Source organism: Herbiconiux sp., assembly GCF_023264855.1.
Classification (GTDB): Bacteria; Actinomycetota; Actinomycetes; order Actinomycetales; family Microbacteriaceae; genus Herbiconiux.
The window spans coordinates 21,649-46,614 of record NZ_JAHFUW010000035.1 but is presented as its reverse complement, the minus strand read 5'-3'; the positions used below and the strand labels follow the sequence as shown (position 1 = coordinate 46,614).

Here is a 24,966-nt window from a genome sequence, read left to right as displayed (position 1 = left end):
CGGGGGCGAGTGCCTGCGGCGGCGCCGTGAGCGGAAGGTGGGCGCGGGTGGACTGCGCGGCGGCGGGGCGTAGCGCGGCGGTGGCGCGGTAGCCGGCGGACTCGACCACGGCGATCAGGGCGGCGGAGTCGGGGAGTGCGCCCGTGGCATCCGGAGCCGAGCGGATGCGCGCCTTCTCGGTGGCGTAGTTCACCGAGGCCTCGACGCCCGGGAGGCGGTTGAGCTTGCGCTCGATGCGATTGGCGCAGGACGCGCAGGTCATGCCGCCGATGACGAGCTCGACCTCGGGGGCGGGTGCGGGCGCGGTGGCGATAGCGGTGGCAGGCGAGGGTGCGGGTGCGAGAGGGGTCGAGGGCGAGGGAGAGGGCGGGGCGACGGATCGGGGCTCGCGCGGCATGGCCGTCACTCCCCGGCCAGCGCGTATCCGGCTTCGTCGATGGCGGCGGACACCGCGGCACGATTCGCCGCGGCCGCCCCGCGCACCGACACGAGCGACTCTCCTCCGACATTCAGCCGCACCGTCACCCCATCGACGCCGTCGATCGCCGACACCTCTTCGGTGACGCTGGCGACGCAGTGCTCACAGGTCATCCCCGTGACGAGATAGTCGACGGCGGGCCCCTCCGCAGGGGTTCGGCCCAGAGGGATTCGGCCCGGAGGGGCGGGCTGCACCTGGGCGGCGGTGCCGGCGGGTTCGGCGTGCGAGGCGCAGCCGCAGGCACTCCCGTCGCGCGCGACGAGGCCGAGGTCGGGGCGGATGGGCTCAGTCATGATGGTCCTGTTCGTCTGGCGCAGGGCACGGGAATGAGGCTCCGCGACGCGCTGTCGGCTGATTCGGGCTGGGTGCGGGCGCGAGGCGCTCAGGAGCGCACGAGGCGCGCGATCGCGGCCGACGCCTCGCGGATCTTCTCCTCGGCCACCACCCCGCCCTGGGCTCCCGCTTCGGCGACGCAGTGCGTGAGGTGGTCGTCGAGCAGCGCGAGCGCGACCGTCTCGAGCGCCTTCGTGGCGGCCGACACCTGGGTGAGCACGTCGATGCAGTAGGCGTCTTCCTCGATCATGCGGGCGATGCCGCGCACCTGCCCCTCGGCCCGGCGCAGGCGCTTCAGCAACGCGTCTTTGTCGTCGACGTATCCGTGCACGAGATTCCTCCACTGGTCGGGGCCGAGATGTACCCCCTGTGGGTATAGATTATACCCCTACTGGGTATCGTGCAACGAGGGCTGCGACGTAGGCTGAGCCCGATGGACGACGACGAGCGGATGCGACGGGCCGAAGCCCAGGAGGAGCGCGCGCTGCAGGCGCTCGACTCCATCCTGCACGGCGGCGATCTCGGCGAGGAGACCCTCCGCCTCTCGAACGAGTACACCGACGGCCAGACCGCGCGCTTCCGCGCCTGGATCCGTCGCCTGGCCGGCCGCTCCGACAGCTAGAAACCGTCGATCTGCGTTGCGCCGCAGGCCGCCCAGAGGCGCACGCGGGCGCCGTCGATGTCGTGCGAGTCGACGAAGTCGGCCAGCGCCTGGGCATCGCCGAAGCTGCTGGTGGCGGCGATGTCGTAGAAGGCGACGACCGTGCCGAAGTCGCCGGCGAGCTCGGCCGGCGGGGTCGCCGTGATCGAGTGCAGGCCCGCCGCGAACCCGGCCGCCCAGCTGAACGGATCGGCCGCCCCGGGCAGCGACGCGGCCCCGATCGCCGCCTGCTCGTCGAACTGCGTGCAGAAGTCCCCCTCGCCGTCCGGGGCCGGATCGGGATCGGCACCCGGCTCCGGCTCCGGATCCGGTTCCTTGGGCTCGTGATGGGTGACCCACACCATCCCGTCGCCCTTGAGGTTCAGGATGGCGGTCTCCCCCGCCACCTCCTCGAGCGAGCCCCGCACGCTCGCCACCACCGGGTCGATCGCCGCGTTCAGCACGGCCGACGCCGCGCTCTGCAGGAACGACGGCACCTTCGCCAGGATGTCCTTCTTCACGTTCTCGACCTGCTTGGCGGCGAGGTCGAGAAAGTCGCCCACCTCCTTGCGCGGCACCGTCACGCTCACCCGGGCGGCCTCCGTGATCTCGGGCCCCTTCGCGGTCTCGGCATCCTCATGCCCGGTCGTGAACTCGACGACGGCCGTCTTGTCGGCCAGGATCTTCGTCTCGGTGTTCTCGAGCGCGATCAACGTCACGCCCGACCGGATCGTCCAGGTGGCGGGGTCGCCCGCCTTGATCAGCGGCGGGATGCTCGCCCCGCTCACGTTCGCGCAGTCCACCAGGGCCGCGGGCCAGTCTTTCGTGAGCGAGAGCGTGCTGGCGGTGAAGGTGCCCTTCGTTCCGGGATCCGGATCGATCGAGAAGGCGGTGTGATCGGCGGGCCCCGGTTTCACCACGAGCCGCTCGTTGGTGAAGTAGCTCAGCACCAGCGAGGCCGTGCCGAGGCCCGACAGGCCGATCCGCAGGGCGTTCAGCACGGGCGCGGTGACCACCGAGACCAGGCCTTCCACCACGCCCTGCGCGAGACCGATCGCGTGGTTCACGAGCGCGCTGAGCAGCACGCCGAAGATGCCGAGCGGGCTGATCTTCGAGATCTCGCCCGGGATGACGCGCAAGACGTCGAACACGGCCTGGATGGTCTTCGAGATGAAGCCCGTGACGGTGCTGCAGGGGGAATCGATGATGTCGGCGGATGCCTGCGGCGCAGCCTCGGCGAGGCGGAACGAGGCGGGCTCGACCGCGCTCCGGGCCGCATCCGTCGCTCCCGGCGGTGCACTCGGCCCGGCGCCCTCGTCGGCCGGATCCTGGGCCTCGAACGAGCCTTCGGCCGTGGCGGCGGTCATCAGGTCTTGCACGAACAGGGCCACGACGGCCATCGGGAACACGATCGACTCGGGGTGGGTCCAGTCCGTCGGCTCGGGCCGCTCGTCGTTCGCGGCGTAGAGGCCGCGGGCGAGGTCGGCTCCAGGATGCTCGCCCGGCAGATCGTCGGCGCTGAGATAGGCGGCGAGCAGGTAGCTCATCCGCGGATAGCTCGGGTCGACGGGCGCGATGGCGTCGAGCTCGGCGCCGGTGCGGCCGACGCCCGCCGCCGCCTCGGCGATCATGCGGTCGGCCTGGATCTCGGTCACCGTCAGGGAGGTCGCCGCATCCGGAACCGCCGTCTCGTCGGCCACGATCGTGATGCCGGCCGACTGCAGCTGCTCGCGGGTCAGGTCGAGTCCCGCCGAGGCGACCGGCTTGCTCCAGGGAAAGGAGGTGCATCCGCTCACGCTCAGCAGCGCGACGACGACCAGGGCGACGAGAGCGGACCGAGCACGGCGCATGATGGCCTTCCGGGAGGATGCCGGGCGAGAGGTGTCGAGCACGCCCAGGCTAATCCGCGGGCATCCGCGTGTCGAGGGCTTTCGTGCCCCGTCGAGCCGTCAGGTGATCCCGTTATTCGGGGGCCGAAGCGGTACTGAAGGACGGGTCGGCGGAGGTGGGGACGGGGGCGGGGGTCGGGTCGGCGGAAGCGGGGGTGGTGTGGCTCAGGCCCTCGAGGAGGAGGTCGACGCCGAAGGCGAAGGCCTCGGCGGTGTCGGCGCCCGTATCGGCGACCGCGGGGTCGGGGGCCGTCACGACGCCGAGGCTGTCGTACTGCAGGCGCTGCTGCTCGTGCGAGACGTGGCCGAGCACGAAGTGCAGCAGGGCGGCGGCGGCCCGCGCGCTGGTCGCGGCGTCGAAGCCGCGCTCGAGGGCGGCGCGCAGGCGGGTCAGCGGCGTCGAGGCGCCGAGACCCAGCGCGAAGCTGCTCGACACCACTTCGGCGCCGTCGCGATAGGCCAGCAACGCGTCGCGCAGCCCGAAGGCCTCTGCCCGGGCGAGGGCCGCCCAGTCGGCATCCGGATCGGGCCGCGGGCGCGCTCGATCCGCGATGCGGTCGGCGAGCTCGGCCAGCAGCGTCTGCTTGTTCGGGAAGTGCCAGTAGAGCGCACTCGGCTGCACGTCGAGGGCGGCGGCGAGGCGGCGCATCGTGAGGTCGGGCAGGCCGTGGTCGTCGAGGATGCGCAGCGCGGCCTCGGCGACGTCGTCACGCGTGTGACGACCGTTTCGCGCACCGGGGTTGTCGGACGAGGCCATGTCACCACTATAGTGAACACCGTTCAGGTGAACAGCGTTCAGGAGACGACGATGACAAGCGAACCCGCAGCCGCACCGGCCGAGATCACCCCCCGGCGATCGGCACGCCCGGTATCCCGCCTGGCGATCGACGCCACCGACATCGCTCGGATCGCGGTGTTCGCCGCCTTCATCGCCGTTCTCGGGCTGCCCGGCGGCTTCGCCGTGTTCGGCTCGGTGCCGATCACCGCGCAGACCCTCGGCGTGATGCTCGCCGGCGCCATCCTCGGCGCCTGGCGCGGGGCGATCGCGCTCGTCGTGTTCCTCGCGCTGGTCGCGCTCGGGCTGCCCCTGCTCGCGGGCGGCCACGGCGGCGCAGGCGTGTTCGTGGGCCCGACCGCCGGCTACCTCGTGGGCTGGATCGCAGGGGCCTTCGTCGTCGGCGCGATCGTGCACGCCGGGCGGCGCCGCCTCACCTGGGCGCGCACCATTCTGGGCGTGCTGGTGGGCGGCATCCTCGTGATCTACGCCTTCGGTCTGCCGGTGCAGGCGCTCGTCACGCGCATCCCGCTGCCCGAGACGGCACTGCAGAGCCTCGTGTTCGTTCCGGGCGACCTGGTGAAGGCCGTGATCGCGGTGGTCATCACGATGACGCTGCAGCGGGCCTATCCGCGGGCCTTCCGCACCGACCGGTTCGTGGGGGCCGGCGGAGCCTCCGCCGTGCAATCGACCGCGGGCGCGGCATCCGGAACCGCTCCCGGAGTCTCCTCCGGCACCCCCGAACGATGAGTTCCGCCCCGATCCTGCTCGAGGCCGTCTCGGTGCGCCTCGGCGAGCGCCTCGCCCTCGACGACGTGTCGGTGCGGCTCGACCAGCAGCGCATCGCGGTGATCGGGGCCAACGGATCGGGCAAGTCCACCTTCGCGCGGCTGCTCGGTGGCCTGGTCGCGCCCACGACGGGGGCCGTGTCGGTGCTGGGCCTGGATCCGTCCCGGCAGGCTAAGGAACTGCGGCGAGCGGTGGGGTTCGTGTTCAGCAATCCGGACGCGCAGATCATCATGCCGACCGTAGCGGAGGACGCCGCGTTCTCGCTGCGGGCCGACAAGCTGCCCAAGGCCGAGGCCGCCGCGCGCGCATCCGCCGCCCTGGAGGAGTTCGGGCTCAGCGAACTGGCCGACCGGCCGGCCCATGATCTCTCGGGCGGCCAGAAGCAGCTGCTCGCCCTCTGCGGGGCGCTCATCCGGCGGCCGGCGCTCGTGATCGCCGACGAGCCGACCGCGTATCTGGATGCCCGCAACAGCAGGCTGATCGCCGACCACCTGCTGCGCGACGGGAAAGACCAGGCCGGCGACCGGGCCCACCGCCTGGTTCTCGTGACGCACGACCTCGCGCTGGCGGCGCGGTGCGACGTGGCCGTGCTGTTCGACGACGGTCGGCTCACCGCGGTGGGTTCGCCCACCGAGGTCATCGACCGCTACGAGGCGAGCCTCGTGTGCTGACCCTCTACCGCCCCGGAACCGGCTGGATGCACCGTGCCCCCGCGGGCCCGAAGGCGTTCGTGCTGCTCGTACTGGTCCTGGCGGTGTCGCTGCTGCCCTCGACCTACCTCGCCGCGGGGATCGCCGCCACCGTCACGGTGCTCGGCTATCTCGTGACCGGACTCGGTCTGCGCGAGCTCGGCCGGCAGATCGTGAGCGTGCGGTGGGTGATCGTGATCACGCTCGGTGCGCAGCTGCTCTTTCTGCAGACCGAGCCGGCGATCGCGAACACCTCGCGGGTGCTGGCCGCCATCCTGCTCGCCGCGATGCTCGTGCTGACCGCGCGGGTGGCGGATCTGCTCGACGCCTTCGAACGCGGACTGCAGCCGTTCGCGCGGTTCGGGGTCGACCCGGCGCGGGTGGCGCTCGTGCTCGCGGTGGCGATCACGACGGTGCCGGTGCTGATCCGGCTCGCGTCGGGGGTGCGCGAGGCGCAGAAGGCTCGCGGCGCCGGCGGAGGGCTGCGGGCGTTCGTGATCCCGTTCCTGGTGGTGTCGCTCAAGCACGCCGACGACCTGGGCGAGGCGCTCACCGCCCGAGGGGTGGCGTAGCGGATGCTCGAGCGCGCTCCCGGCGACCCCTCGCGGCCTCCTGTGCTCGGCCCGGTCATCGACGCGCAGACGCGGTGCGTGCACTACCGCTCGCCGCTGGACGTGATCGCGATCCGGTTCGCCTGCTGCGGCTCGTACTACCCGTGCCATCTCTGCCACGAGGAGGCGGCGGGGCATCCGTCGCGCACCTGGCCGGCCTCGGCGCGCGACGAGCTCGCAGTGCTGTGCGGGGTCTGCGGCACCGAACTCACCATTGCCGAGTACCGCCTCAGCGACGGCTGCCCCGCCTGCCGCGCGCCCTTCAACCCCGGCTGCTCGCTGCACGCGCACCTCTACTTCGATGCAGACGCCTCGTAGACGCGTACGGACTCAGTGAGCTTGGGGGCGGAGGTAGTTCGCGAGGTCGTCGACCACGCTCTGCGAGATCGTGGCAGGCCCTCCGAGCACCTTGATCTGCTGCGGTTGCAGCCGTCGAAGCTCGGAGGCGACCGCATCGGGGATGCCGTCTCGCGTCACCAGCAGTACCGGGCCGGCTGCAGCGATTGCCGAGGATGAGCCGGAGAGGGCGTCGGCGAATACCTCGCCCGATGCCACATAGACCGTGGGCAAGTCCTTGCAGAATGCCTGAGCCGATGTCGCCGCGGACACGACGAAGCGATCCGCCCCTCCGGTTCGGCTGACCGGCGCGAACTGCGACAGGGTCTCGACGACGGAGTCACTGATGGTCGCCGGCCCGCCGACCACGATGATGTTCTCCAGCGCCGCATCGTCTCGGATGTAACTCAGCACGGCGGGCGGAAGACTGCTCTGCGCCGTGAGGATCACCGGGACACCCCAGTTTCCCGCGGCAGCGCTGGCCGAGAGGGCATCGGAGTACTTCTCACCCGATGCGACGTAGAGGATGTCGCTCGGGGCGAAGGCCCACCCGGCGAGCGTGGCAGACACCTCGTAGCGATCGGCGCCGTCGATCCGGGTGATGTTCGAGGCCAGGCCCCCGATAGATTTCTCGAGATCTGCGGAGATCGTCGCCAACCCACCCAGGATGACGATGTCGCGCGGGGCGAGCCGCCGGAGTTCGGCCGTCACGATCGAGGGCACGGAGTCTCTGGCGACCAGGAGCACCGGGCCGCCCTTGTGCCCGGCGGCGGCCGAACCCGACAGGGCATCGGCGAAGCCCGAGCCGGAGGCGAGGAAGACGACGTCCGCTCCGTCTGGATAGCTCTGCTGTGATGCATGGACGGCGACCTCGAAGCGATCGGCACCGCCGATGCGCTCGACACTGGGCTGAATGGTTGGACTGAGAGGGCAGAGCTGGACGCGGACGCCTTCCGGGGGTTCAGCCTCTGCCACCCCCGCACCCCACAGCACAGCGATGAGCGCCAAGACGAGTCCGGCGGCGGCACTTCGTCTCATGCGACTCATGCGCGGAATCTTACATGAGCATTCATCGTTTTACGTCGAGCATTGGGACGATTCGTCCCAAGTTATGGGAGTGGGAGTCCCATTCATTTCTCGCTACTCTCGTGGCAACGCTGCGCTGTGCGGCCGGTCGTTTCGGGTTCGATCCACCGCACAGCGCAGCGTCGCATCCGCTGATCGGGGCCCGGGGGTGAGGCCTCGCAGCACTTTGACGCAGGCGCGGCGAGACGACCCCGTCCGTTCACCTGCGCTTCGCCTGGGGGCGGTACTGTGCGGGGCGTGACGATCCTCTCGGGCGGCCAGGCCGTCCCCCCGGCGTTGGACTCCCTGCTCGGCTACAGCGTGCGCGACGACGACGATGACGACCCCGTGCTGGTGCGCACCGACGGCAGCGCCGTCGACACCTGGCGCGAGGGCTACCCCTACGACCAGCGGATGGACCGCACCGAGTACGAGGGCACCAAACGGCTGCTGCAGATCGAGCTGCTGAAGCTGCAGAACTGGATCAAGCGCGACGGGCGCCGGCTCGTGGTGGTGTTCGAAGGGCGCGACGCCGCGGGCAAGGGCGGCACGATCAAGCGCTTCATGGAGCATCTGAATCCGCGCGGCGCCCGCGTGGTGGCGCTCGAGAAGCCCACCGAGCGCGAGGCCGGGCAGTGGTACTTCCAGCGCTACGTGAAGCACCTGCCGGCCGCCGGCGAGATGGTGTTCTTCGACCGCTCCTGGTACAACCGGGCGGGCGTCGAACGCGTGATGGGCTTCTGCAGCGACGCGGAGTACGCCGAGTTCATCCGCGAGGTGCCGATGTTCGAGTCGATGCTGACCGGATCCGGGATCGACCTCGTGAAACTGTGGTTCTCGGTCTCGGCCGACGAGCAGCGCACCCGCTTCGCCATCCGGATGGTCGACCCGGTGCGGCAGTGGAAGCTCTCGCCGATGGACCTCGAGTCGCTCGACAAGTGGCAGCGGTACACGGATGCGAAGGAAGCCATGTTCGCCGCGACCGACACGGCGACGGCACCCTGGACGGTGGTGAAGTCCAACGACAAGAAGCGAGCCCGGATCGAGGCGATGCGGCACGTGTTGAGCCTGTTCGACTACGACGACAAGGATGCGGAGGTCGCCGGGGTGCCCGACGCGTCGATCGTGGGATCGGCCGTCGACGTCTACGAGCGCGGCGAGCACCGGCCCCTGCGATGACTCCTCGGGTGCACGTGCGGTGGACGCCGCTCTCGGCGGGTGCCGTCGCGCCCGACGCGGTGGAGGCGCTGCTGCCGCTGCTGAGCGCGCCGGAGCGCGAGCGGTTCGCGGGGACCGCGGACGAGTCCGCCGCCGGGCGGTTCGTGGTGGGGCGGGCCGCCATCCGGATGCTGGCGTCGGAGCTGCTCGACGGTGCGCTCTCGCCGGCCGAGATCGTCGTCAGCGCCCACTGCGCCGTGTGCGGCGGGCCGCACGGGCGGCCTGAGGCGGAGCTGCGCTCAGCCAAGGGCCGGCGGATCAGCCTGAGCATCGCGCACTGCGCCGCGGGGGTCGCCGTGGCGGCGATGTGGCGCGGACCCGTGGGCATCGACGTCGAACCCGCGGATGCGACGACCGCCGGGCTGGCCGCGGTGAGTGCGCTCATCCCGCCCGCCGCGCGGCCTGCCGGGCGCAACTGGGAGCCGGTGCAGCACTGGACCCGGATGGAGGCCGCGCTGAAGGCCGACGGCCGAGGGCTGACGCTCGACCCGGCGGAGGTGCGGATCGCCTCCGGCGAGGGGGCGATCACGGCGACGCTGCCGCCTGCGCCGAGCGCACCGGGCACCGCCCCGGCCGAGAGCCTGAGAGAGGAACCCGCACCGCGCTTCGCGATCGCGGACCTGCGGCTGGATCCCGCCGTGCGCGCGAGCGTGGCCATCGGCCTTCGCGCGCCGAAGGAGGGCACGAGCAGCAAGGACGGCAAGGCGCAGAAGCCCGATAAGCCCGTAGTCCCGGTCATCAACTGGAAGCGCCTCCCCCTGGGCGACCTCACCGCCCACCTGGCGCATCCGTCCCCTGCCTGACCCGCACGCCTGCCGACGACTTGGCAGAAGTCGCCGTCTACGGGCGCCGACTTCGCAGAAGTTGCCGTATTCAGAGGCGACTTGCCACAAGTTATGGCAAGTCGCGGTGGGAGGGGAAGGGACCTCAGGGGGCTAGGGCGGGGAGGGACTCCGTGTGCAGCCAGGCGCCGAAGAAGTCGTGCAGGGGGAGGGACGTGCGGGATTCGGCCAGCGCCACGAAGGCGGCCGTGTCGGCCGTCGCGTGCGCGTGCTCCGCCGTCCAGGCGCGCAGCAGCCCGAAGAACGGTTCGTCGCCGAGGCGCAGCCGGAGCGCGTGCAGCGTGAGGGCGCCGCGCTTGTAGACGCGGTCGTCGAACATCGAGGCGGCACCCGGCTCGCCGATCACGAGATCCTGCGGGGCCGCGCGCAGCCGCGCGTGGTGCTCCGCGGCGAGCGACGCCGCCGACGGCCCGCCGTTCTCCTCCGACCACAGCCACTCGGCGTAGCAGGCGAAGCCCTCGTTCAGCCAGATGTCCTTCCAGGCGGCCAGCCCCACGCTGTTGCCGAACCACTGGTGCGCCAGCTCGTGCGCGATCAGCCGCTCCGATCCGCCCTCGCCGTCGACGTGGTTCGAACCGAAGATCGCCAGCGCCTGCGCCTCGAGCGGGATCTCCAGCTCGTCGTCGGTGACCACCACCGTGTACCGCGAGAACGGATAGGGCCCGAAGGTCGCCCCGAAGAACCGCAGCATGTGCGCGAGGCCGTCGAAGTCGGCGCGGGCGCGGGAGTCGAGCGCGGCCGGGTAGGCGTAGTCGACGGGGACGGGCGGCTTGCTGCGCGTGCGGCCCGGGGCATCTGTTCGTCGCTGATACCGGCCGATCTGCACCGTCGCGAGGTAAGCGGCGGTCGGAGCGGTCTGCTCGTAGAGCCAGGAGGTGCGGCCGCTGCGGGTGCTCTTCTCGAGCAGCTCGCCGCTGCAGACGACGGTGTAGTCCTGCTCGGCGGAGATCCGGATGCGGTACGCGGCCTTGTCGCCCGGCCGGTCGTTGCAGGGGAACCAGGTGGAGGATCCGGAGGGCTGCGAGGCCGTGAGCACTCCGTCGTCGAGCTCTTCCCAGCCGATGTGACCCCAGGTGCTGCGGCGCGGCCCGGGGCGCCCGCCGTACTCGATCCGCAGTTCGAACGCGGTTCCGGCGGCGATCGGCGCCTCCGGCCGGACGGTGAGCGTGTGCGTGCTCTGGCTCACCCGCGGCAGGCGCCGGCCGTCGAGCCAGACCTTCGAGGCCTTGAGCTTCGAGAGGTCGAGCGTGATGCGGTCCAGCTCCACCACGGCCTCGGCCTGCAGCACCGCGACGCCGTCGAGGCGATTGGTCTCGACCCGGTAGTCGAGCGTCAGGTCGTAGGAATGCACCCGATACGACCAGGTGCCGACGCCCGGCGTGTAGGGATCTCCGGAGAACGCGACACCGCGGCCAATCACGCGGCGCCCTGCGCGCCGGAGGCAGCGGATGCGCCGGATGCCGCGGCGGCGGACGCCACAGCGGCCGAGATCGCCTCGGGCGAGCGGTACTCCGAGGTGCGCACCTCGCGCCACGGCCCGATCGGGTTGCCGCTCCAGCGCGATCCGCGCGGCACCAGTTCGCCCCGCATCACGAGCGATGCCGGGCCCACCGTGCCCGCGGCGGCGATGCGCGCGGCCGGCAGGATGACGCTGTGCGGGCCGAGCGTCGCGCCCCGTTCGAGGATGACCGTGTCCAAGCTCATGACTCGATCATGGAACAGATGCGTCTGAACCACACATCCGCGGTTCACCGTCGTGGCGTCGGCGAGGGTGACGAGGTCGGCCTCGGGCAGCCAGTAGGTGTCGATCCAGACGCCCCGGCCGATGCGCGCACCGAGGCTGCGCAGCCACCACACCAGCGCGGGCGTGCCCGCCGCGGACTGCGCGAACCAGGGCGCGGCCACCATCTCGGTGAAGGTGTCCGACACCTCGCTGCGCCACACGAATCCCGACCAGAGCGGATGCTCGCCCGCCCGGATACGCCCGATCAGCGCCCATTTCGCGACCGTGCTGATGGACGCGGCCACCGCTCCGGCCACCAGCAGCACCACACCCGAGAGCAGCGCAGCCACGAGCGCCCCGAACGTCAGCGTGAGCGCGGCGAGCGCGAACAGCACGCCGAGACCGATCGCACAGGTGACGAACACGGGCAGGATGCGGCACAGCTCCCACAGGATGCGCGCCACCCGCAGCCGGGCCGGCGGCGCGAAGGTGCGGCTCGGGTCGCCCTGGTTGACGGTGCGGCGCAGGCGCACGGCGGGCGAGCCCAGCCACGAGGAGCCGGCCTTCGCCTTGCGTGGAGCCGAGGAGAGCACGGCCACGAGCCCGTCGCGCGGCACCGTGTGACCGGCCGCGGCCATGCCCGAGTTGCCGAGGAAGGCCCGCTCGCCGATCTCGGCGCGTGCCACGCGCATCCGCCCACCGCCGAGCTCGTAGGCGCCCACCAGAGTGTCGTCGGCGAGGAACGCGCCGTCGCGCACGGTGGTCATGGCGGGGATGAGCAGCACCGTCGAGGCCTCGACGTCGCGGCCGATGTCGGCCCCGAGCATCCGGAGCCAGACCGGCGTGAACAGGCCCGAGTAGAGCGGGAAGAGGATGGTGCGCGAGAGGTCGAGCAGGCGCTCGGTCGACCAGAGCTGCCAGCCGACGCGGCCGCGAACCGCGTGGATGCCCTCGGTGACGCCAAGGCCGAGCAGACGCGTGGCGAGCAGCACGAGACCGGCGAGCACGACTCCGGCGGCCAAGGTGGCGGGAACCAGCGCGAGGGCGCTGCGGGCCACGGCCTCGCCGAGCGACGCGGAGCCCTCGATGGAGGCCGCGACGATGAGGCCGCCGACCGAGAAGGCCAGCAGCGGCAGCAGGGACATCGCCACCGAGGAGGTGCCGTAGGCGACGAGCCAGCCGGTCTTGCGGGCGGGCCGCTCGGCGGGCCACCACTCGCGCGACTTGCCCACGCGGCGGGCGGGGCTGCCGGCCCAGCGCTGGCCGGAGGGCACCCGCCCGAACACCGAGGAGCCCGGTTCGATCTCGGCGCGCTTGCCGATGCGGGCGCCGGGCAGCAGCGTGCTGCGGGCGCCGACGGTGCTGCCGGCCCCGATGCGCACGGCGCCGACGCGCACGGTGTCGCCGTCGATCCAGTAACCGGAGAGGTCGACCTCGGGCTCGATCGAGGCGCCGCGGCCGATGGTGAGCAGGCCCGTGATGGGGGGCAGCGAGTGCAGGTCGACGTCGTCGGCGATGCGGGCGCCGAGCGCGCGGGCGTAGTAGTTGATCCACGGAGCGCCGGCCAGGCTGACCGCGCCGACCTGGTGCGCGATCTGCTCGGCGAGCCAGAGCCGCAGGTGCCAGCTGCCGCCGCGCGGGTAGTCGCCGCCGGTGAGGCCCCTGAGCAGAAGACGGGAGGCGAGCACCGAGATGCCCATCCGGCCGAAGGGCGTCGCGAACAGGATCAGGCCGATCACCAGCGCCCACCACGGCACGACGGGGAGGAACGCGAAGTCGCCGAAGGGCTGCAGGATGGCCGAGGCCGTGAGCAGATAGACCAGCCAGCGCAGGCCCGCGAGCACGAAGAGCGGCACGCCGAGCACGGTCTGCAGCACGCGCATCCGGAGCGGGGTCTCGCGCACGGCGGCACCGGAGGAGTCGTCGCCGGCCGTTCCGCCCGCGCGGCCCTCACCCGACGGATCGGCGAAGCCGGGCACGCGCAGCGCGATCTCGGCGGCCATCGCCCCGAGCCGCGGGTGCGAGTACACGTCGGCCACGGTGAACTCCGGGTCGATCTCGCGAAGGCCGGCCACCAGCTGCGCGGCCGCGAGCGACCCTCCGCCGAGGTCGAAGAAGTTGGCGGCCGGATCGGCGACGGGCGCGCCGAGAACCGCCGTCCAGAGCGCCGCCACCTGCCGGAGCCCGGGGTCGAGGTCGTCGAGGCTCCCGGTGTCGCCGACGCCCTCGGTGCTGCCGGCCATCCCGGGCAACGGCCAGGGCAGGGCGGCCTTGTCGACCTTGCCCGAGGTGCGCGTGGGCAGGTCCTCGAGCACGGCGAGCAAGGGCACGAGCGCCGCGGGGAGTTCTTCACGAAGGCGGCGCACGGCGTCGTCGCGGTCGAAGGTCTGCGGATCGGCGGCCACGAGATAGCCCACCAGCATCTGGTTGCCGGCCGCGGTCGTGCGCACGGCGACGGCGGCGCCCGAGATCCCGGGCAGCTGCTGCAGCGCGGCCTCGATCTCGCCGAGCTCGATCCGCCGCCCGCCGACCTTCACCTGGTCGTCGGCCCGGCCCTGGAACACCAGTCCCTCGGTGTCGAAGCGCACGAGGTCGCCCGAACGGTAGGCGCGCTCCCACCCGAGGCTCGGCATGGGCGCGTACTTCTCGGCGTCCTTCGCGGGGTCGAGGTAGCGCGCAAGGCCGACGCCGCCGATGATCAGCTCACCGACCTCGCCTTCGCCCACGAGCGCTCCAGACGCATCGACGACCGCGAGGTTCCAGCCGTCCAGCGGCAGTCCGATCCGCACCGGGCCGGGCACGCCGAGCGGGGCGGCGCAGGCCACGACGGTCGCCTCGGTGGGGCCGTAGGTGTTCCACACCTCGCGGCCGCCGGAGGACAGGCGCTCCCCCAGCTCGGGCGGGCAGGCCTCGCCGCCGAAGATCAGCAGGCGCACGTTCTCGAGCGACTCCGCCGGCCAGAGGGCGGCGAGCGTCGGCACGGTCGAGACGATGGTGATGTCGCGGGTGATCAGCCACGGGCCGAGATCCATGCCGCTGCGCACGAGCGAGCGCGGGGCCGGCACGAGGCAGGCGCCGTGCGCCCAGGCCAGCCACATCTCCTCGCAGGAGGCGTCGAAGGCCACCGAGAGGCCGGCCAGAACGCGGTCGCCCGGGCCGATCGGCTCGTCCTGCAGAAAGAGGCGCGACTCGGCGTCGACGAAGGCGGCCGCCGAGCGGTGGCTCACGGCGACGCCCTTGGGCGTGCCCGTGGAGCCGGAGGTGAAGATGATCCAGGCGTCGTCGTGGGGCCGCGGCGGGGAGAGGATCGGCAGCGCCGCGGTGCTCGCGTGCGGCGGCTCGACGCGGGCGAAGAGGCGGGTGCCGGCCTCGGCGGGGGTGAGGGCGGTGACGTCGGCCCCGGATGCGACGACCTCAGCGGGCCCGGGAGCTGAGGCGTCGACGTCGGCCTCGGATGACGGGGCGGCACCGGATGCGGCGACCGCGCCGGCGGCATCCGGAACCGTCTCGGGCTGCCGGGCCGTGCGCGGGCTGTAGTGCCCGGTGCCCGTGATGATGCCGGCGACGGCGGCCTCGCCGAAGACGAGTGTCGCCCGCTCCTCGGGGTCGTCGGCGTCGACGGGCACGTAGGCGGCCCCGGCGGCGAGCACGGCGAGGATGGAGATGTACAGTTCGCGACGCCCCGACTCCATCCGGATGCCGACGCGGTCGCCGCGGCGCACCCCGGCGGCGTGCAGCTCGGCCGCGGTGGCGAGCACGCGCGCCATCAGCTCGCGGTAGCTCAGCGCCCCGCGGGCGTCTTCGAGCGCCGAGACCTCCGGATGCTCGGCCACCGACTGGCGGAAGACGTCGAGGAGGGTCCGCGGCTCCGCCGCCTGCGCACTCCGGTCGAGAACGGCCTGAGGATGACCGGGGGCCTGAGCGGCAGAGCTCACGAGCCGGAGTCGCTCTGGGGTGCCTCGTCTTTGCCCTTGTGTGCGGCGTCTTTGCTCGCGACCTTGCGCGCCTTGATGGCGTCGCGCTCGGCCTTCAGCGACGCCACGGTCTCTTCGGCGAGCCGCGGGTCGGGGATGTCGAGGAAGGGGCTCTCGGTCGCCGTGCGCGAGTACACGGCCGAGGCGTAGGCGGCGGCCGTGCGGCGCACCTTCGCGTTCGACCGGGCGACCTTGTCGGCACGCACCTTGTCGGCGGAGACGACCTCGGCATGGTACTTCAGCGCTTCCGTCAGCTTCGCGAGCGCGGAATCGATTTTCTTGGACATGGGGTCATTGTGCACGACGAAGGTTAACGATCGGATGCCCCGGCCAGATCCTGGCGCGGGGCATCCGAGTCGTGCACGAGAAGTCGGCTCAGTGCTTGAAGGCGTCCTTCACGTTCTCGCCGGCCTTCTTGGCGTCGGCGGAGACCTGGTCGCCCTTGCCCTTGGCGACCTTCTGGTCGTCTCCGGTGACCTTGCCGAGGGCCTCCTTGGCCTTGCCCTTCAGGTCTTCGGCGGCGTTGTTGATCTTGTCGGATGCACTCATTTCGAGCTCCTTCTCTCTGGGGTGTTCTCTTCGGGGGTGTTCCCGATGGCGCCCTCCGTGGCCGCGTGAGGGCCGGAAGGGTGGTCGGGACTGCAGTGAGGCGGGGGACTCACTGCAGCCGTGTGGTGGAGCGGACGCGGGCACGGAACCCGCCGCTCAGCTGGACGAGGGCCGGCAGCTCCCGGCCGAGAAGCCGGTCGAGCGCGGTCAGGGTGTCGTCGACGATCCGCGAGGCGTCGGCGGGCGAGACCCCGCGACGGCAGGTGACGGAGACCTTCAGCACCGGCGTGCGGCGCACGGCGTAGGTCGAGACGTGCGAGGCGACGAACTCCGGATGCGTGGCCAGCGCGTCTTCGAGCGCGTGCTCGGCGACCGCGGAGTCGATCTGGACGGTGCCGTCGTCGGCGCGCTCGGTGACGGCGGTGCGGGTGTGCCCGCCGCCCTGGCGCACCACGAAGACGATCAGCAGCACGATCGCGATCACCAGCAGCGCGAGAGCTGCGGCCAGCGGCCAGCTCGCACCGGTGCCGGCGAGCGGGTTGCTCTGCACGAAGCCGGTGACCTGCGAGGCGACGGTTCCGGATGCCGCGACCCAGGCGTCCCGCACTATCGGCACGAAGGCCAGGGCGGCAGCTCCGGCGCCGATGATCACGAACAGCAGGCCGATGACGAGCACGAGCATCCGGTTCAGGGCCCGGTTGGTGGCGTTCATGCGCCCACCTTCGACTGCTCGGTCACCCGTACCCGCGCCCGGAGGCGGGGCCGCAGGTCGTACGCGGCGAGGTGCTTCTCGACCTCGGTCTGCACGGCGGCGCGGTCGATGGGGCGGCCCGCGCTCGGCACCAGCCGCACCTCGGCGAGGCGGTGCGAGACCGAGACGGTCACGTTGTCGGGATCGACGTCGGCGGCCAGCGAGGCGTGCCGGGCGAGCGCCGAGGCGATCACCTCGTTGTCGATCACCACGGCGCTGCGCTCGGAGGCGAGCGTGTGCCGGGGGCGTCGACCGGGCGACACCGCGGCGATGACGAGCAGCACGCCGACCACGGCCACCACGATCCCGGCGGCGGCGAGAACCGCCACGGGAAGCGCCGGCAGGTTCAGCACCGACGTGAACATGTCGGCGGGGGCCACGAGGAGGGCGCCGAAGCCGAACAGCGACAGCGCGATCTCGGTGCCGATCCAGGCGAAGACGACCACGAGCACGACGGCCAGCAGGATGGCCAGGAGGGACCGGGGCGAGTGCGTCTCACGGCGGCTGACCCGGCGGTGCACGGCCGTGTGGTCGGGGCGGCTCGGGTCTGCGGTAGCGAGGGGTGCGCGGCCGGCGGCCGGCCCGCCTGCAGGCGACAAGGCGCCGGCTCCGGCTCCGGATGCCGCGGCGGTGGCCGCATCCGGTGACTGGGTGATGCTCATCGCACTCTCTTCTCTGATCGGATGTCGACGCGGGCGACCCGCACCGTCACCCGGCCCACGGTGGAGCCGGTCAGCGCGCGCACGCGTTCCCGGATGCTTTCCTGGGCCGCGGCGGCCCGCTCGAGCACGGTGCCGCCGGTGCCGGCCGGCAGCGATCCGGCGGCGCGGATGCCCTCGAGCGAGGGAACCCGGATGGGGCTGGTGACGGCCACCGCGAGGAGGCCTTTGTCATCGCCCAGTTCGACGCCGACGCTGCGGGCGTCGACCTCGAGCGCCTCGGCGGCGACGGCCGAGACGATGCGGTCGAGGGCCTTCGCCGTGATCCGGTTCCGGCCCCGGTCGGGCGCCTGCGCGGCCTCGGCGGGGGCGGGCAGGATCGCGGCGGCGCTCACGAGGAGGAGCGCTTTCCGCGGAACGCGCCGACCAGGGCCGACACGTCGAGCTTGCCCTCGACGATCCGGCCGACCACCGCGCCGATCGCCATGGCGATCGCGACGAAGAAGAAGGCCCAGAAACCGACGATCACCCAGGTGAGGGCGAGGACCGCCCCCACCAGGATTCCGGTGCGGGTTGCGGAGGAGGTCACTGGACTCGCGCCTCAGCAGCCTCGTCCTTGTCATCGGAGGGCAGGTGCACGTCGTTGACGGTCACGTTGACCTCGGTGACCTCAAGACCCACGATGGTCTCGACGGCGCGGATGATGTTCGAACGCACACCGTCGGCGACGTCCTGCAGCGGGGTGGGGTAGTCGGCGACGATGGTGACGTCGACCGCGACCTGGGTCTCGCCGACCTCCACGCTGATGCCCTGGGTCTGGTCGGTGCCGGCCACGGCCTCGCGGATGGCGCCGAACGCGCGGGCCGCTCCGCCACCGAGGGCGTACACGCCGCGGGCCTCGCGGGCGGCGATACCGGCGACCTTCGCCACGACACCATCATTGATGACGGTCTTGCCGAGCGCGGTCTGGGTGGTCGTCGTCGGGACGGTGGTCCCGACGGTGGCGGGGGTGGGGGTTGCGGCGTTGGCCATGGTGGGCTCCTCAGGTTCGGGGGTCGGACGCACGGTGTTCGGTGCGACACCGGATCCCGGTGGTTCGGCACCCCCGGACTGGGGGCTCTTACCCGTAGGACGAGACGAGACTGCGATTCGTCACACAGATCGCGGAAAAAGTTTTGGCGGGTGCCGCCCGGGGTGTTGGATGAGGTCGTGCCCGTCTCGCCTGCCACCCCCGGCCCCGCTCTGGAAGAGGCCGACGACCGCACCCTCGCCGGCCGGGCCTCCGACGGCGACATCCGCGCGTTCGAGGTGCTCGTGCGCCGCTACGGCCGGCTGATGCGGGTGTACGCCCGGCGCATCCTGGGCTCGAACGCCGACGTCGACGACGTGGTTCAGGAGGCTTTCCTGCAGGCCTGGCAGCACCTGCCCTCGCTCGAGGAGCTGGCCTCGGTGAAGAGCTGGCTGATGCGCATCGTGGCCAACCGCTCGGTCGACCGCATCCGGGCCCGCCGGGAGCACGCCGACATCGACCAGCACGAGTACGAGGCCCCCGCCTCGGAGGCTCCGGAGGCGCGTGCCCAGGTGCACTCGCTCGACGAGGCGCTCTCCGCAGCGCTCTCGCGGCTGCCTGAGGATCAGCGGCGATGCTGGGTGCTGCGCGAGGTGGCGGGCTACAGTTACCTCGATATCGGCGGTGAGCTCGATCTGCCGTCGTCGACCGTGAGAGGCCTGATCGCCCGCGCCCGCAAGAACCTGATCCGCGAGATGGAGGAATGGCGATGACCGAACCGCACGACGCATCCGTATCCCACCCCTCCTCGGCGGCTGCCGCCGTCTCCGCCTTCTCGTCGTTCGAGCCCGACGACCTCGACGGCCACACGATCGACGAGCTGAGCGACTACCTCGACGCCGGACGGATGCCCGCCGACCCCTCCATCGAGGGTTCGGCCGGATGCCAGATCGCGCTCGCCGCGCTGGCCCGCCTGCGCGCGGTGTCGGTCACGCTGCTCGAGACGGAGGCCTCCTCCGAGCCGGCCCCCGACGAGAACTGGATCAGCGGCATCCTGCAGAGCATCGGCCGCGAGGCCCGGGCCGGGCGGCGCATCCCGGTGTCGCATCCGGATCCGGCGGCCGACCTGGCCCTCACCGAGGGGTCGGTGCGCGGGCTCGTGCGAGCCGCGGGCGACGCGATCCCCGGGCTCGTGATCGGGCGGTGCAGCCTCGATGGGGACGTGACGCTGCCGGGCGAGCCGATCACGGTGCGGATCGAGGCGAGCGCCCTCTGGGGAACGTCGATCCCGGATGCGGCGGCCGCTCTGCGCGAGGCCGTGATCTCGGCGCTGGGCCGGCACACCGAACTCGTGCTGGCGGGAGTCGACGTGATCGTGCACGACCTGCTGCCGGCGCCGACGCCGGTTTCGACCGCGCCCGAGGGGGCTGCCGGCACCACCGCCGCCGTTCCCGGCGAACCGAACGGAGACGAGCGCGCATGAGCACGACGACACCCGCCCCCGACCCCTCCGCGGCCGCGGTGGGCGATGTGACCCTGGCCGAGGTGGCAGTGGCCGAGGCCGAGACCGTCGCCGAGGCGGCCGTCAGCGCCCCGGCCGACACGATCCTGGCGCGCGAACTGGCCGCCCTGGTGGGCGCCGTTCCCGGCGTGACCGCTCTCTATCCGGCCCGCAGCGCGCCGGCCTCGCTGGTCTCGGCGGTTCTCGCCGCAGCGGCCCGCGGGCCCGCCACCGCCGCCGCCGCCATCGCCGAACCCGTGGCCGTCTCCGGCGCGCCCGAGGCCTTGAGCATCTCGGTCACCATCGGGGTCGACCCCTCCGCCTCGGCCGCCGAGCTCTGCCGCACGGTGCACGACCGCCTCCGCGACCACCTCGCCGCCGCCGGCCTGCCGCCGGCCGCCGGCATCCGGGTGCACGTCGGCGCCATCGGCTGACTCCCGCCCGGCGTCCTTCCCGCGCCCAGTCCGTCGAGAAGTCCCGAATGGCCCTTATCGACACGTTTTAGCGGCCATCTGAGACTTCTCGATGGTCGGGGCACCGGGCGGCGGCGGGCGAGCGCGGAGTCAGGCTGGAAGGAGGGCCGCGGCCATGAGGGCTGCGGAGACGCCCATGCTAGCCACCTCGAGCGCGGGGAGAGCGGTGCGCAGTCCTCGATCCGAGGCGCTCAGCAGCGTGCGGGCGAAGACGAGACTGAACAGCAGGTATCCCACGGCGACGGTTCCGGCGAGCGGAGCGAGCCATCCGGAACCCCCATGGTGACCGGATGCCACGACCCCGGCGTCCCCTGACGACCCCACGCTCATCGCCAGCAGAAGCGCCGCCATGACGACGAGCCCGACGCCCCCGTGCACGGCCATGCCCGCGGTGTGACCCGCCATCCGGGCCTCCTCCGCCGGGCCGCGCCCGGATCCGGGGCCGGAGCCGGAGCCTGTCGCGAGGCGAGCACCGAATGCACCGAGCAACGCCAGCGAGACGAGCACGGCGGCCCAGACGAACGTCGGGAGTCCGGGCATCCGCACGGTCGCATCGAGCATCGCGGCCAGCATCACGAGCGCCGACACCCCCGCGATCACCCGGCCCGACCGCCGCGAGCCCAGCACGCAGCAGGTGCCGACCGCCGCAGGCAGCAGCGCGCCCAGGTGCAGCACCTCACCCATCCCGATCCACCTCATGTCCTCTCCTGGAGCATCCGCCCCGCCCCACCCCTCCCTACCCCCGTCGAGCCGTCACGTTGTGCCGCTTGGAGAGCGTGATAGCGGCACAACGTGACGGGTCGACGGGGGGAGGGTGGGGTGGGGTCAGTGGTGCGGGTGCGCGGGGTCCGCGGCGGCGTGGTGCGCGCAGTGGGCGTCGGCACCGGCGGCGCCGGGTGCGGCGTGCGACGAGGCGGGGGCGGGCACGTTGAGGGCCGGGTTGCGGTCGAAGAAGCCGTAGGGCTTCAGGGTGAACTTGGCGTAGTCGACCGGCATCACGGGCCAGTCCTCGGGCCGCGGAAAGTGCGTGGGGCCGAAGGTGTGCCACAGCACGATGTCCTCGCCGTCGATCGAGGCGTCGTCGGCGATGTACTTCGTGATGCCGTCGCCGCCCGGGTTCTGGTGCACGAAGTCGCCCGCCGCGTAGCGCTCGGCCGGGTCGTAGGCCGTGACGAAGAGGTGCTTCGTGGCGAACTCGGCGCGCTTGGCGATCGACGACGAGGCATCCGCCAGCAGCGTCGGCGACTCCTGCGGCAGCAGCACGTAGCCCGTCGGGCGGCCCATCGCGTTGGTCTTCTCGGAGTTCACGATGTGCCAGGCACGCGCCACCGAGGCATCCGCCACCCGGCCCGACGAGCCCTCGGTCGTCAGTCGCGTCACCCCCTTCGTGAACGCGTTGCCGTGCTCGTTGCCCGGCCCCACCGGCACGCGCACCACGTCGACCTCGTCGACGGCGTTCGCGATCCCGTCGACCGTCATGTCGAGCCGCGCCGAGAAGAGGTGCTGGTGGTAGGGGCCTCCGAGTCCGGGAGCGACCTCCGAGGCGTACGGGTAGTCGGCGCCGTCGGCCGACAGCCCCGGGTAGGCCGACGTGAACAGGATGCCCGTCAGCTTGGCCTCGCACTCGATCGTTCCGTCGAGGTAGAGGTACCAGTAGAAGCCGTAGTCGTAGTTGCCGACCGTGGTGAAGAAGGAGATGACCAGCCGCCGGGAGCGCCGCACCTCGTCGGATCCGGTGAACATGTCGGAGTGCTTCCAGAGCGTGCCGAAGTCCTCCTCGTGCAGGCAGATGCCGTTGCGGATGGTGGTGGGGTTGCCCAGCTCGTCGGCCATCGTGGCGTCGAAGTAGTGGATCTCGCCCACGCAGTCGCAGCCCAGCTCGAGCGAGTTGGTGAACCGCCCGAAGAGGTACTCGCCGGTGTCGAAGTAGTTCTGCCAGAAGCGCACGGGTGAGGGGTCGCCGTAGGGCACGAGCATCTCGTCGATCGAGGCCCGGTAGATGACGGGGCGCGACGCACCGGTCGCGGCATCCGTCCACGCCAGCTGGCGCAGCACCAGGCCCTCGCGGGTGTCGAAGCCCACCTGGAAGGTCCAGTTGCCCCACGACACGTTCTCGCCCTCGACCGTGTACGACGGGCCCTCGGGCTGCGTGATGACGATCGGCTTGAGGGTGTCCAGCGGCGGCCCCTGCAGCTCGGGGTCGTCGAAGTTGCCGGAGGTCTCCGGCACGGGCAGATCGGTGGCGTCGATCAGACGGGTGACCGTGCGGGTGGCGGTGTCGACGTAGGCCGAGAGGCCGTCGACCGGGTGCGCCCACGGGTGATCGTGCGGCGCATCCATCCGGAACGCCAGCACGCGCAGGATGCGGCGCCCCACCTCCTCGGGGAAGTCGTAGTAGCCGGCCGAGAGGGGCACGCAGATCACGGTGTCGACCGTGAGGCCGCGGCGGGTGAGCGCCTCGACCCAGCGCGCGTCGTCGGCCACGATGCTCGCGATGGCCTCGAACTCCTCCACCAGGATGGGCAGCTGGCCGGTCGAGCCGTCGAGCACGACGGTGGAGACGAAGGCTCCGGATGCCAGCGACACCACGGTGTCGGTGGAGCGCCCGGTCGCCATCTCGAGCAGCATCACGCGGGCACGGCGGTCGGGCAGCGGGCCGTCGCCGTTCTGCCAGGCGAGCACCTCGCGCTTGTGCGGCTCGTCCAGGCCCACGTAGGCGAAGCGGGTGGTCTCGGTGAAGTCGGGGGCGGCGGTGACGATGTCGCGGATGCGCGTGAACTCGTCGGCGCTCAGGCTGGCGAGCGGGTGCGGCGGGGTCGCGCCGGTGGCGTCGGCGGCGGCGAGGTCGGTGTCGGTGATGGTCATGGGCTTCCTAACGTGAGGGGAACGACGGAGTCTCGGGCGGTTCGGGGGTGACGACGGAGTCTGAGTCCGAAAGACGGCTACGGCTCCGTCGTTGCGGGGACGGTGGCGGCCGAGGAGTCGGAGATGGCCTCGGTGATGCCGGAGTAGACCGCGGGGCGGCGGCCTTTCAGCACGAGCGCCTGCACCAGGCCGAACGCGGGGAAGAGCACGATCAGGGCGAGCAGGATGCCGCTGACGCCGCCGAAGACCGGGTTGCCCGCGGCATCCACGTCGCCCACCAGCAGCGGGAAGTAGGCGATGATCACGACGGCCGAGCCGATCAGTCCGAGAAATCCCAGGGCGGGGGCGATGACGGTGTTCCAGAGCCGGGTGTCCTGCCGGGTGCGGGCGAAGTAGACGATCACGGCGAGGGAGGTGACGGCCATCAGGATGGCGATGGCCAGCGTCGCCACCCCGGCGAACCAGGTGAACACCTGGAGCACCGGATCGAGCCCGAGCAGTGCGAACACCACGATCAGCACGGCCGCCGTGACGGTCTGCACGAGCGAGGAGGTGTGCGGCGAGAGGTGCTTCGGGTGCACCCGGCCGACCACGTTCGGCAGCACGCCGGCGTTCGACATGGAGTGCTGGTAGCGGGTGATGACGTTGTGGAAGCTCAGCACGCAGGCGAACATCGACGTGATCAGCAGCACGTTGATGATGACCTCGCCCACCACGCCGAGGTATTTGGCGGTGGTGACGATGATCATCGCGCCCGGGTCTTCGGCGGCCACGCCCAGCACGTTGTCGGGGCCCCAGGCCATCACGAGCCCCCAGGAGGCGAGGGTGTAGAACACGCCGATGCCGATCACGGCGGCGTAGGTGGCCCGCGGGATGGTGCGGCGGGGGTCTTTGGCCTCGTCGCGGAAGATGGCCGTGGCCTCGAAGCCGATGAACGCGGCGATGGCGAACATCAGGCCCACGCCCGGAGCCCCCGAGAAGATGTTGTTCGGTTCAAAGGGCGCGAGCGAGACGCCGTCGGCGCCGCCGGAGAACACGACCGCGGCGACCAGCACCAGCACGATGCCGACCTCGCCCACCAGCAGCACGCCGAGCACCTTGCTCGAGAGGTCGATGTGCCGGTAGCCGAGCAGCCCCACCACCGCGATCATCGCGAGCGAATAGAGGTACCAGGGGATGTCGGGGCCGCCGAGCCCGGTGACGGTCACCTGCAGGATGTAGCCGATGTAGCCGTGCACGCTCACCTGGATGGCGGTGTAGGTGAGCAGCGCCAGGAACGCGGAGGCGAGGCCCGCCGGCTTGCCGAGCCCGTAGCCCACGAAGGTGAAGAAGGCGCCCGGCTTCGGCACGTGCCGGGTCATCGCCGCGAGTCCCACCGCGAACAGCAGCAGCACCACGGCCGAGATGGCGTAGAGGCTCGGGAAGCCCACGCCGTTGCCGAGCAGGATGCCGAGCGGGGCGGCGCCGCCGACCACGGTGAGCGGGGCGGCGGCGGCCACCACCATGAACACGATGGCGGTGACGCCGAGGGAACCCTTGAGGGTTCGGGTGTGCGAAGGGCCGGTGCCGATGACGGCGGGATCCTTGGTGACGGACATGGGGTCGCTCCTTGCGGACGAGGCGGGAAGAGAGGACGAGGCGGGGCGGATGCTGCGGGGCGAGCATCCGGAGCAGGACGGCGCGGTGCGGTGGAACCCACTGTGCTCGACCGTGATTGCGGGCCTGTCACCGCCGCGTGAAGGTTCGGCACACCCCGAATGAGACACCCCGCGCGCGGTGTCTCATTTGGGGATCACG

28 protein-coding genes are annotated in these 24,966 nt (G+C 71.8%); 10 read left to right on the top strand and 18 right to left on the bottom strand.

All coding sequences use genetic code 11. From position 1 onward, the window contains the following. From Q0D75_RS14260 to Q0D75_RS14250, 3 genes are all read right to left on the bottom strand, one after another. Nucleotides 1–397, bottom strand: a 397-nt coding sequence (locus Q0D75_RS14260) for a heavy metal-associated domain-containing protein (protein ID WP_291054623.1), incomplete at its 3' end; no start/stop codon positions are given. 5 nt (nucleotides 398–402) lie between these two features. Beyond that, entirely contained in the window at nucleotides 403–771 is a 369-nt protein-coding gene (locus tag Q0D75_RS14255) for a cation transporter (RefSeq protein WP_291054620.1), read from the bottom strand. A gap of 89 nt (nucleotides 772–860) precedes the next feature. After that, nucleotides 861–1,142, bottom strand: a complete 282-nt coding sequence (locus tag Q0D75_RS14250; RefSeq protein WP_291054617.1) for a metal-sensitive transcriptional regulator — start codon at nucleotides 1,140–1,142, stop codon at nucleotides 861–863. Between the two features lie 102 nt (nucleotides 1,143–1,244). Between Q0D75_RS14250 and Q0D75_RS14245 the strand changes: the two genes are divergently transcribed. Continuing rightward, nucleotides 1,245–1,433, top strand: a complete 189-nt coding sequence (locus tag Q0D75_RS14245) for a hypothetical protein (RefSeq protein ID WP_291054614.1) — start codon at nucleotides 1,245–1,247, stop codon at nucleotides 1,431–1,433. On the opposite strand, the gene Q0D75_RS14240 is transcribed toward Q0D75_RS14245, so the two are convergent. Further along, on the bottom strand, nucleotides 1,430–3,343 hold the full coding sequence (locus tag Q0D75_RS14240) for a hypothetical protein (RefSeq protein ID WP_291054612.1): 1,914 nt from the start codon (nucleotides 3,341–3,343) through the stop codon (nucleotides 1,430–1,432). The two genes, Q0D75_RS14245 and Q0D75_RS14240, sit on opposite strands and share 4 nt — an antisense overlap. Before the next feature lie 70 nt (nucleotides 3,344–3,413). Next, entirely contained in the window at nucleotides 3,414–4,097 is a 684-nt protein-coding gene (locus tag Q0D75_RS14235) for a TetR family transcriptional regulator (protein WP_291054609.1), read from the bottom strand. 51 nt (nucleotides 4,098–4,148) lie between these two features. Between Q0D75_RS14235 and Q0D75_RS14230 the strand changes: the two genes are divergently transcribed. The 4 genes from Q0D75_RS14230 to Q0D75_RS14215 are packed head-to-tail and all read left to right on the top strand — an operon-like array spanning nucleotide 4,149 to nucleotide 6,522. Then, complete coding sequence (locus Q0D75_RS14230; protein WP_291054606.1) at nucleotides 4,149–4,865, top strand: biotin transporter BioY; 717 nt, start codon at nucleotides 4,149–4,151, stop codon at nucleotides 4,863–4,865. Further along, nucleotides 4,862–5,575: an ABC transporter ATP-binding protein gene (locus Q0D75_RS14225; protein WP_291054604.1), complete on the top strand. Its 714-nt coding sequence runs from the start codon at nucleotides 4,862–4,864 to the stop codon at nucleotides 5,573–5,575. Before Q0D75_RS14230 ends, Q0D75_RS14225 begins: the two co-directional genes overlap by 4 nt. Further along, nucleotides 5,569–6,165: an energy-coupling factor transporter transmembrane protein EcfT gene (locus Q0D75_RS14220; protein ID WP_291054601.1), complete on the top strand. Its 597-nt coding sequence runs from the start codon at nucleotides 5,569–5,571 to the stop codon at nucleotides 6,163–6,165. Before Q0D75_RS14225 ends, Q0D75_RS14220 begins: the two co-directional genes overlap by 7 nt. A gap of 3 nt (nucleotides 6,166–6,168) precedes the next feature. Beyond that, nucleotides 6,169–6,522, top strand: a complete 354-nt coding sequence (locus Q0D75_RS14215) for a CHY zinc finger protein (RefSeq protein WP_291054597.1) — start codon at nucleotides 6,169–6,171, stop codon at nucleotides 6,520–6,522. Nucleotides 6,523–6,534: 12 nt separating this feature from the next. Here the strand turns inward: Q0D75_RS14215 and Q0D75_RS14210 are convergent, their stop codons facing one another. Beyond that, nucleotides 6,535–7,587, bottom strand: a complete 1,053-nt coding sequence (locus Q0D75_RS14210) for a cell wall-binding repeat-containing protein (protein ID WP_291054594.1) — start codon at nucleotides 7,585–7,587, stop codon at nucleotides 6,535–6,537. Between the two features lie 276 nt (nucleotides 7,588–7,863). Here Q0D75_RS14210 and ppk2 point away from each other — a divergent pair, with 276 nt between their 5' ends. Next, nucleotides 7,864–8,784 (top strand): polyphosphate kinase 2, encoded by a 921-nt coding sequence (gene ppk2, locus Q0D75_RS14205; RefSeq protein ID WP_291054592.1) that lies wholly within the window; start codon nucleotides 7,864–7,866, stop codon nucleotides 8,782–8,784. Beyond that, nucleotides 8,781–9,626, top strand: coding sequence for a hypothetical protein (locus Q0D75_RS14200; protein WP_291054589.1), 846 nt, complete (start codon nucleotides 8,781–8,783; stop codon nucleotides 9,624–9,626). Before ppk2 ends, Q0D75_RS14200 begins: the two co-directional genes overlap by 4 nt. Before the next feature lie 124 nt (nucleotides 9,627–9,750). Here the strand turns inward: Q0D75_RS14200 and Q0D75_RS14195 are convergent, their stop codons facing one another. The 9 genes from Q0D75_RS14195 to Q0D75_RS14155 all read right to left on the bottom strand — a co-directional run bounded on the left by Q0D75_RS14195 (nucleotide 9,751) and on the right by Q0D75_RS14155 (nucleotide 18,353). Then, entirely contained in the window at nucleotides 9,751–11,085 is a 1,335-nt protein-coding gene (locus Q0D75_RS14195; protein ID WP_291054586.1) for a M1 family metallopeptidase, read from the bottom strand. Continuing rightward, nucleotides 11,082–15,323 (bottom strand): Pls/PosA family non-ribosomal peptide synthetase, encoded by a 4,242-nt coding sequence (locus Q0D75_RS14190; RefSeq protein ID WP_291054583.1) that lies wholly within the window; start codon nucleotides 15,321–15,323, stop codon nucleotides 11,082–11,084. The genes Q0D75_RS14195 and Q0D75_RS14190 overlap by 4 nt, the downstream gene beginning before the upstream one ends. Beyond that, nucleotides 15,320–15,649 (bottom strand): hypothetical protein, encoded by a 330-nt coding sequence (locus Q0D75_RS14185; RefSeq protein WP_291054580.1) that lies wholly within the window; start codon nucleotides 15,647–15,649, stop codon nucleotides 15,320–15,322. Before Q0D75_RS14185 ends, Q0D75_RS14190 begins: the two co-directional genes overlap by 4 nt. Before the next feature lie 88 nt (nucleotides 15,650–15,737). Further along, complete coding sequence (locus tag Q0D75_RS14180; RefSeq protein ID WP_291054577.1) at nucleotides 15,738–15,911, bottom strand: CsbD family protein; 174 nt, start codon at nucleotides 15,909–15,911, stop codon at nucleotides 15,738–15,740. 109 nt (nucleotides 15,912–16,020) lie between these two features. Then, a complete protein-coding gene (locus Q0D75_RS14175) occupies nucleotides 16,021–16,623 on the bottom strand; it encodes a hypothetical protein (RefSeq protein WP_291054574.1) in 603 nt (200 codons plus the stop codon). After that, the gene (locus Q0D75_RS14170) at nucleotides 16,620–17,324 is read right to left on the bottom strand and encodes a DUF6286 domain-containing protein (protein WP_291054571.1); all 705 of its coding nucleotides are present in this window, start codon (nucleotides 17,322–17,324) and stop codon (nucleotides 16,620–16,622) included. Before Q0D75_RS14170 ends, Q0D75_RS14175 begins: the two co-directional genes overlap by 4 nt. Then, nucleotides 17,321–17,716, bottom strand: coding sequence for a hypothetical protein (locus tag Q0D75_RS14165; RefSeq protein WP_291054568.1), 396 nt, complete (start codon nucleotides 17,714–17,716; stop codon nucleotides 17,321–17,323). The genes Q0D75_RS14170 and Q0D75_RS14165 overlap by 4 nt, the downstream gene beginning before the upstream one ends. Beyond that, nucleotides 17,713–17,910, bottom strand: coding sequence for a DUF2273 domain-containing protein (locus tag Q0D75_RS14160; RefSeq protein WP_291054565.1), 198 nt, complete (start codon nucleotides 17,908–17,910; stop codon nucleotides 17,713–17,715). Before Q0D75_RS14160 ends, Q0D75_RS14165 begins: the two co-directional genes overlap by 4 nt. Continuing rightward, nucleotides 17,907–18,353, bottom strand: coding sequence for an Asp23/Gls24 family envelope stress response protein (locus tag Q0D75_RS14155; protein WP_291054562.1), 447 nt, complete (start codon nucleotides 18,351–18,353; stop codon nucleotides 17,907–17,909). The genes Q0D75_RS14160 and Q0D75_RS14155 overlap by 4 nt, the downstream gene beginning before the upstream one ends. A gap of 177 nt (nucleotides 18,354–18,530) precedes the next feature. Between Q0D75_RS14155 and Q0D75_RS14150 the strand changes: the two genes are divergently transcribed. The 3 genes from Q0D75_RS14150 to Q0D75_RS14140 are packed head-to-tail and all read left to right on the top strand — an operon-like array spanning nucleotide 18,531 to nucleotide 20,265. After that, nucleotides 18,531–19,103: an RNA polymerase sigma factor gene (locus Q0D75_RS14150; RefSeq protein ID WP_291054559.1), complete on the top strand. Its 573-nt coding sequence runs from the start codon at nucleotides 18,531–18,533 to the stop codon at nucleotides 19,101–19,103. After that, nucleotides 19,100–19,813 (top strand): hypothetical protein, encoded by a 714-nt coding sequence (locus Q0D75_RS14145; RefSeq protein ID WP_291054556.1) that lies wholly within the window; start codon nucleotides 19,100–19,102, stop codon nucleotides 19,811–19,813. Before Q0D75_RS14150 ends, Q0D75_RS14145 begins: the two co-directional genes overlap by 4 nt. Next, entirely contained in the window at nucleotides 19,810–20,265 is a 456-nt protein-coding gene (locus tag Q0D75_RS14140; RefSeq protein ID WP_291054553.1) for a hypothetical protein, read from the top strand. The genes Q0D75_RS14145 and Q0D75_RS14140 overlap by 4 nt, the downstream gene beginning before the upstream one ends. Before the next feature lie 129 nt (nucleotides 20,266–20,394). On the opposite strand, the gene Q0D75_RS14135 is transcribed toward Q0D75_RS14140, so the two are convergent. The 3 genes from Q0D75_RS14135 to Q0D75_RS14125 form a co-directional block, all read right to left on the bottom strand. Continuing rightward, nucleotides 20,395–21,003, bottom strand: coding sequence for a hypothetical protein (locus Q0D75_RS14135; protein ID WP_291054550.1), 609 nt, complete (start codon nucleotides 21,001–21,003; stop codon nucleotides 20,395–20,397). Nucleotides 21,004–21,129: 126 nt separating this feature from the next. Further along, nucleotides 21,130–23,169, bottom strand: a complete 2,040-nt coding sequence (locus Q0D75_RS14130) for a primary-amine oxidase (protein ID WP_291054547.1) — start codon at nucleotides 23,167–23,169, stop codon at nucleotides 21,130–21,132. A 77-nt stretch (nucleotides 23,170–23,246) separates the two neighbouring features. Beyond that, nucleotides 23,247–24,767: an APC family permease gene (locus tag Q0D75_RS14125; RefSeq protein ID WP_291054544.1), complete on the bottom strand. Its 1,521-nt coding sequence runs from the start codon at nucleotides 24,765–24,767 to the stop codon at nucleotides 23,247–23,249. Nucleotides 24,768–24,966 lie beyond the last annotated feature (199 nt).

Excerpts from the sequence above, each read along its gene's own strand:
- Q0D75_RS14200 (WP_291054589.1), top strand. The coding sequence starts at position 8,781 with ATGACTCCTCGGGTGCACGTGCGGTGGACGCCGCTCTCGGCGGGTGCC.
- Q0D75_RS14140 (WP_291054553.1), top strand. The coding sequence starts at position 19,810 with ATGAGCACGACGACACCCGCCCCCGACCCCTCCGCGGCCGCGGTGGGC.
- Q0D75_RS14185 (WP_291054580.1), bottom strand. The coding sequence starts at position 15,649 with ATGTCCAAGAAAATCGATTCCGCGCTCGCGAAGCTGACGGAAGCGCTG.
- Q0D75_RS14225 (WP_291054604.1), top strand. The coding sequence starts at position 4,862 with ATGAGTTCCGCCCCGATCCTGCTCGAGGCCGTCTCGGTGCGCCTCGGC.
- Q0D75_RS14180 (WP_291054577.1), bottom strand. The coding sequence starts at position 15,911 with ATGAGTGCATCCGACAAGATCAACAACGCCGCCGAAGACCTGAAGGGC.
- Q0D75_RS14210 (WP_291054594.1), bottom strand. The coding sequence starts at position 7,587 with ATGAGTCGCATGAGACGAAGTGCCGCCGCCGGACTCGTCTTGGCGCTC.
- Q0D75_RS14235 (WP_291054609.1), bottom strand. The coding sequence starts at position 4,097 with ATGGCCTCGTCCGACAACCCCGGTGCGCGAAACGGTCGTCACACGCGT.
- Q0D75_RS14145 (WP_291054556.1), top strand. The coding sequence starts at position 19,100 with ATGACCGAACCGCACGACGCATCCGTATCCCACCCCTCCTCGGCGGCT.
- Q0D75_RS14215 (WP_291054597.1), top strand. The coding sequence starts at position 6,169 with ATGCTCGAGCGCGCTCCCGGCGACCCCTCGCGGCCTCCTGTGCTCGGC.
- Q0D75_RS14130 (WP_291054547.1), bottom strand. The coding sequence starts at position 23,169 with ATGACCATCACCGACACCGACCTCGCCGCCGCCGACGCCACCGGCGCG.
- Q0D75_RS14255 (WP_291054620.1), bottom strand. The coding sequence starts at position 771 with ATGACTGAGCCCATCCGCCCCGACCTCGGCCTCGTCGCGCGCGACGGG.
- Q0D75_RS14175 (WP_291054574.1), bottom strand. The coding sequence starts at position 16,623 with ATGAACGCCACCAACCGGGCCCTGAACCGGATGCTCGTGCTCGTCATC.
- Q0D75_RS14125 (WP_291054544.1), bottom strand. The coding sequence starts at position 24,767 with ATGTCCGTCACCAAGGATCCCGCCGTCATCGGCACCGGCCCTTCGCAC.
- Q0D75_RS14230 (WP_291054606.1), top strand. The coding sequence starts at position 4,149 with ATGACAAGCGAACCCGCAGCCGCACCGGCCGAGATCACCCCCCGGCGA.
- Q0D75_RS14170 (WP_291054571.1), bottom strand. The coding sequence starts at position 17,324 with ATGAGCATCACCCAGTCACCGGATGCGGCCACCGCCGCGGCATCCGGA.
- Q0D75_RS14135 (WP_291054550.1), bottom strand. The coding sequence starts at position 21,003 with ATGAGGTGGATCGGGATGGGTGAGGTGCTGCACCTGGGCGCGCTGCTG.
- Q0D75_RS14245 (WP_291054614.1), top strand. The coding sequence starts at position 1,245 with ATGGACGACGACGAGCGGATGCGACGGGCCGAAGCCCAGGAGGAGCGC.
- Q0D75_RS14155 (WP_291054562.1), bottom strand. The coding sequence starts at position 18,353 with ATGGCCAACGCCGCAACCCCCACCCCCGCCACCGTCGGGACCACCGTC.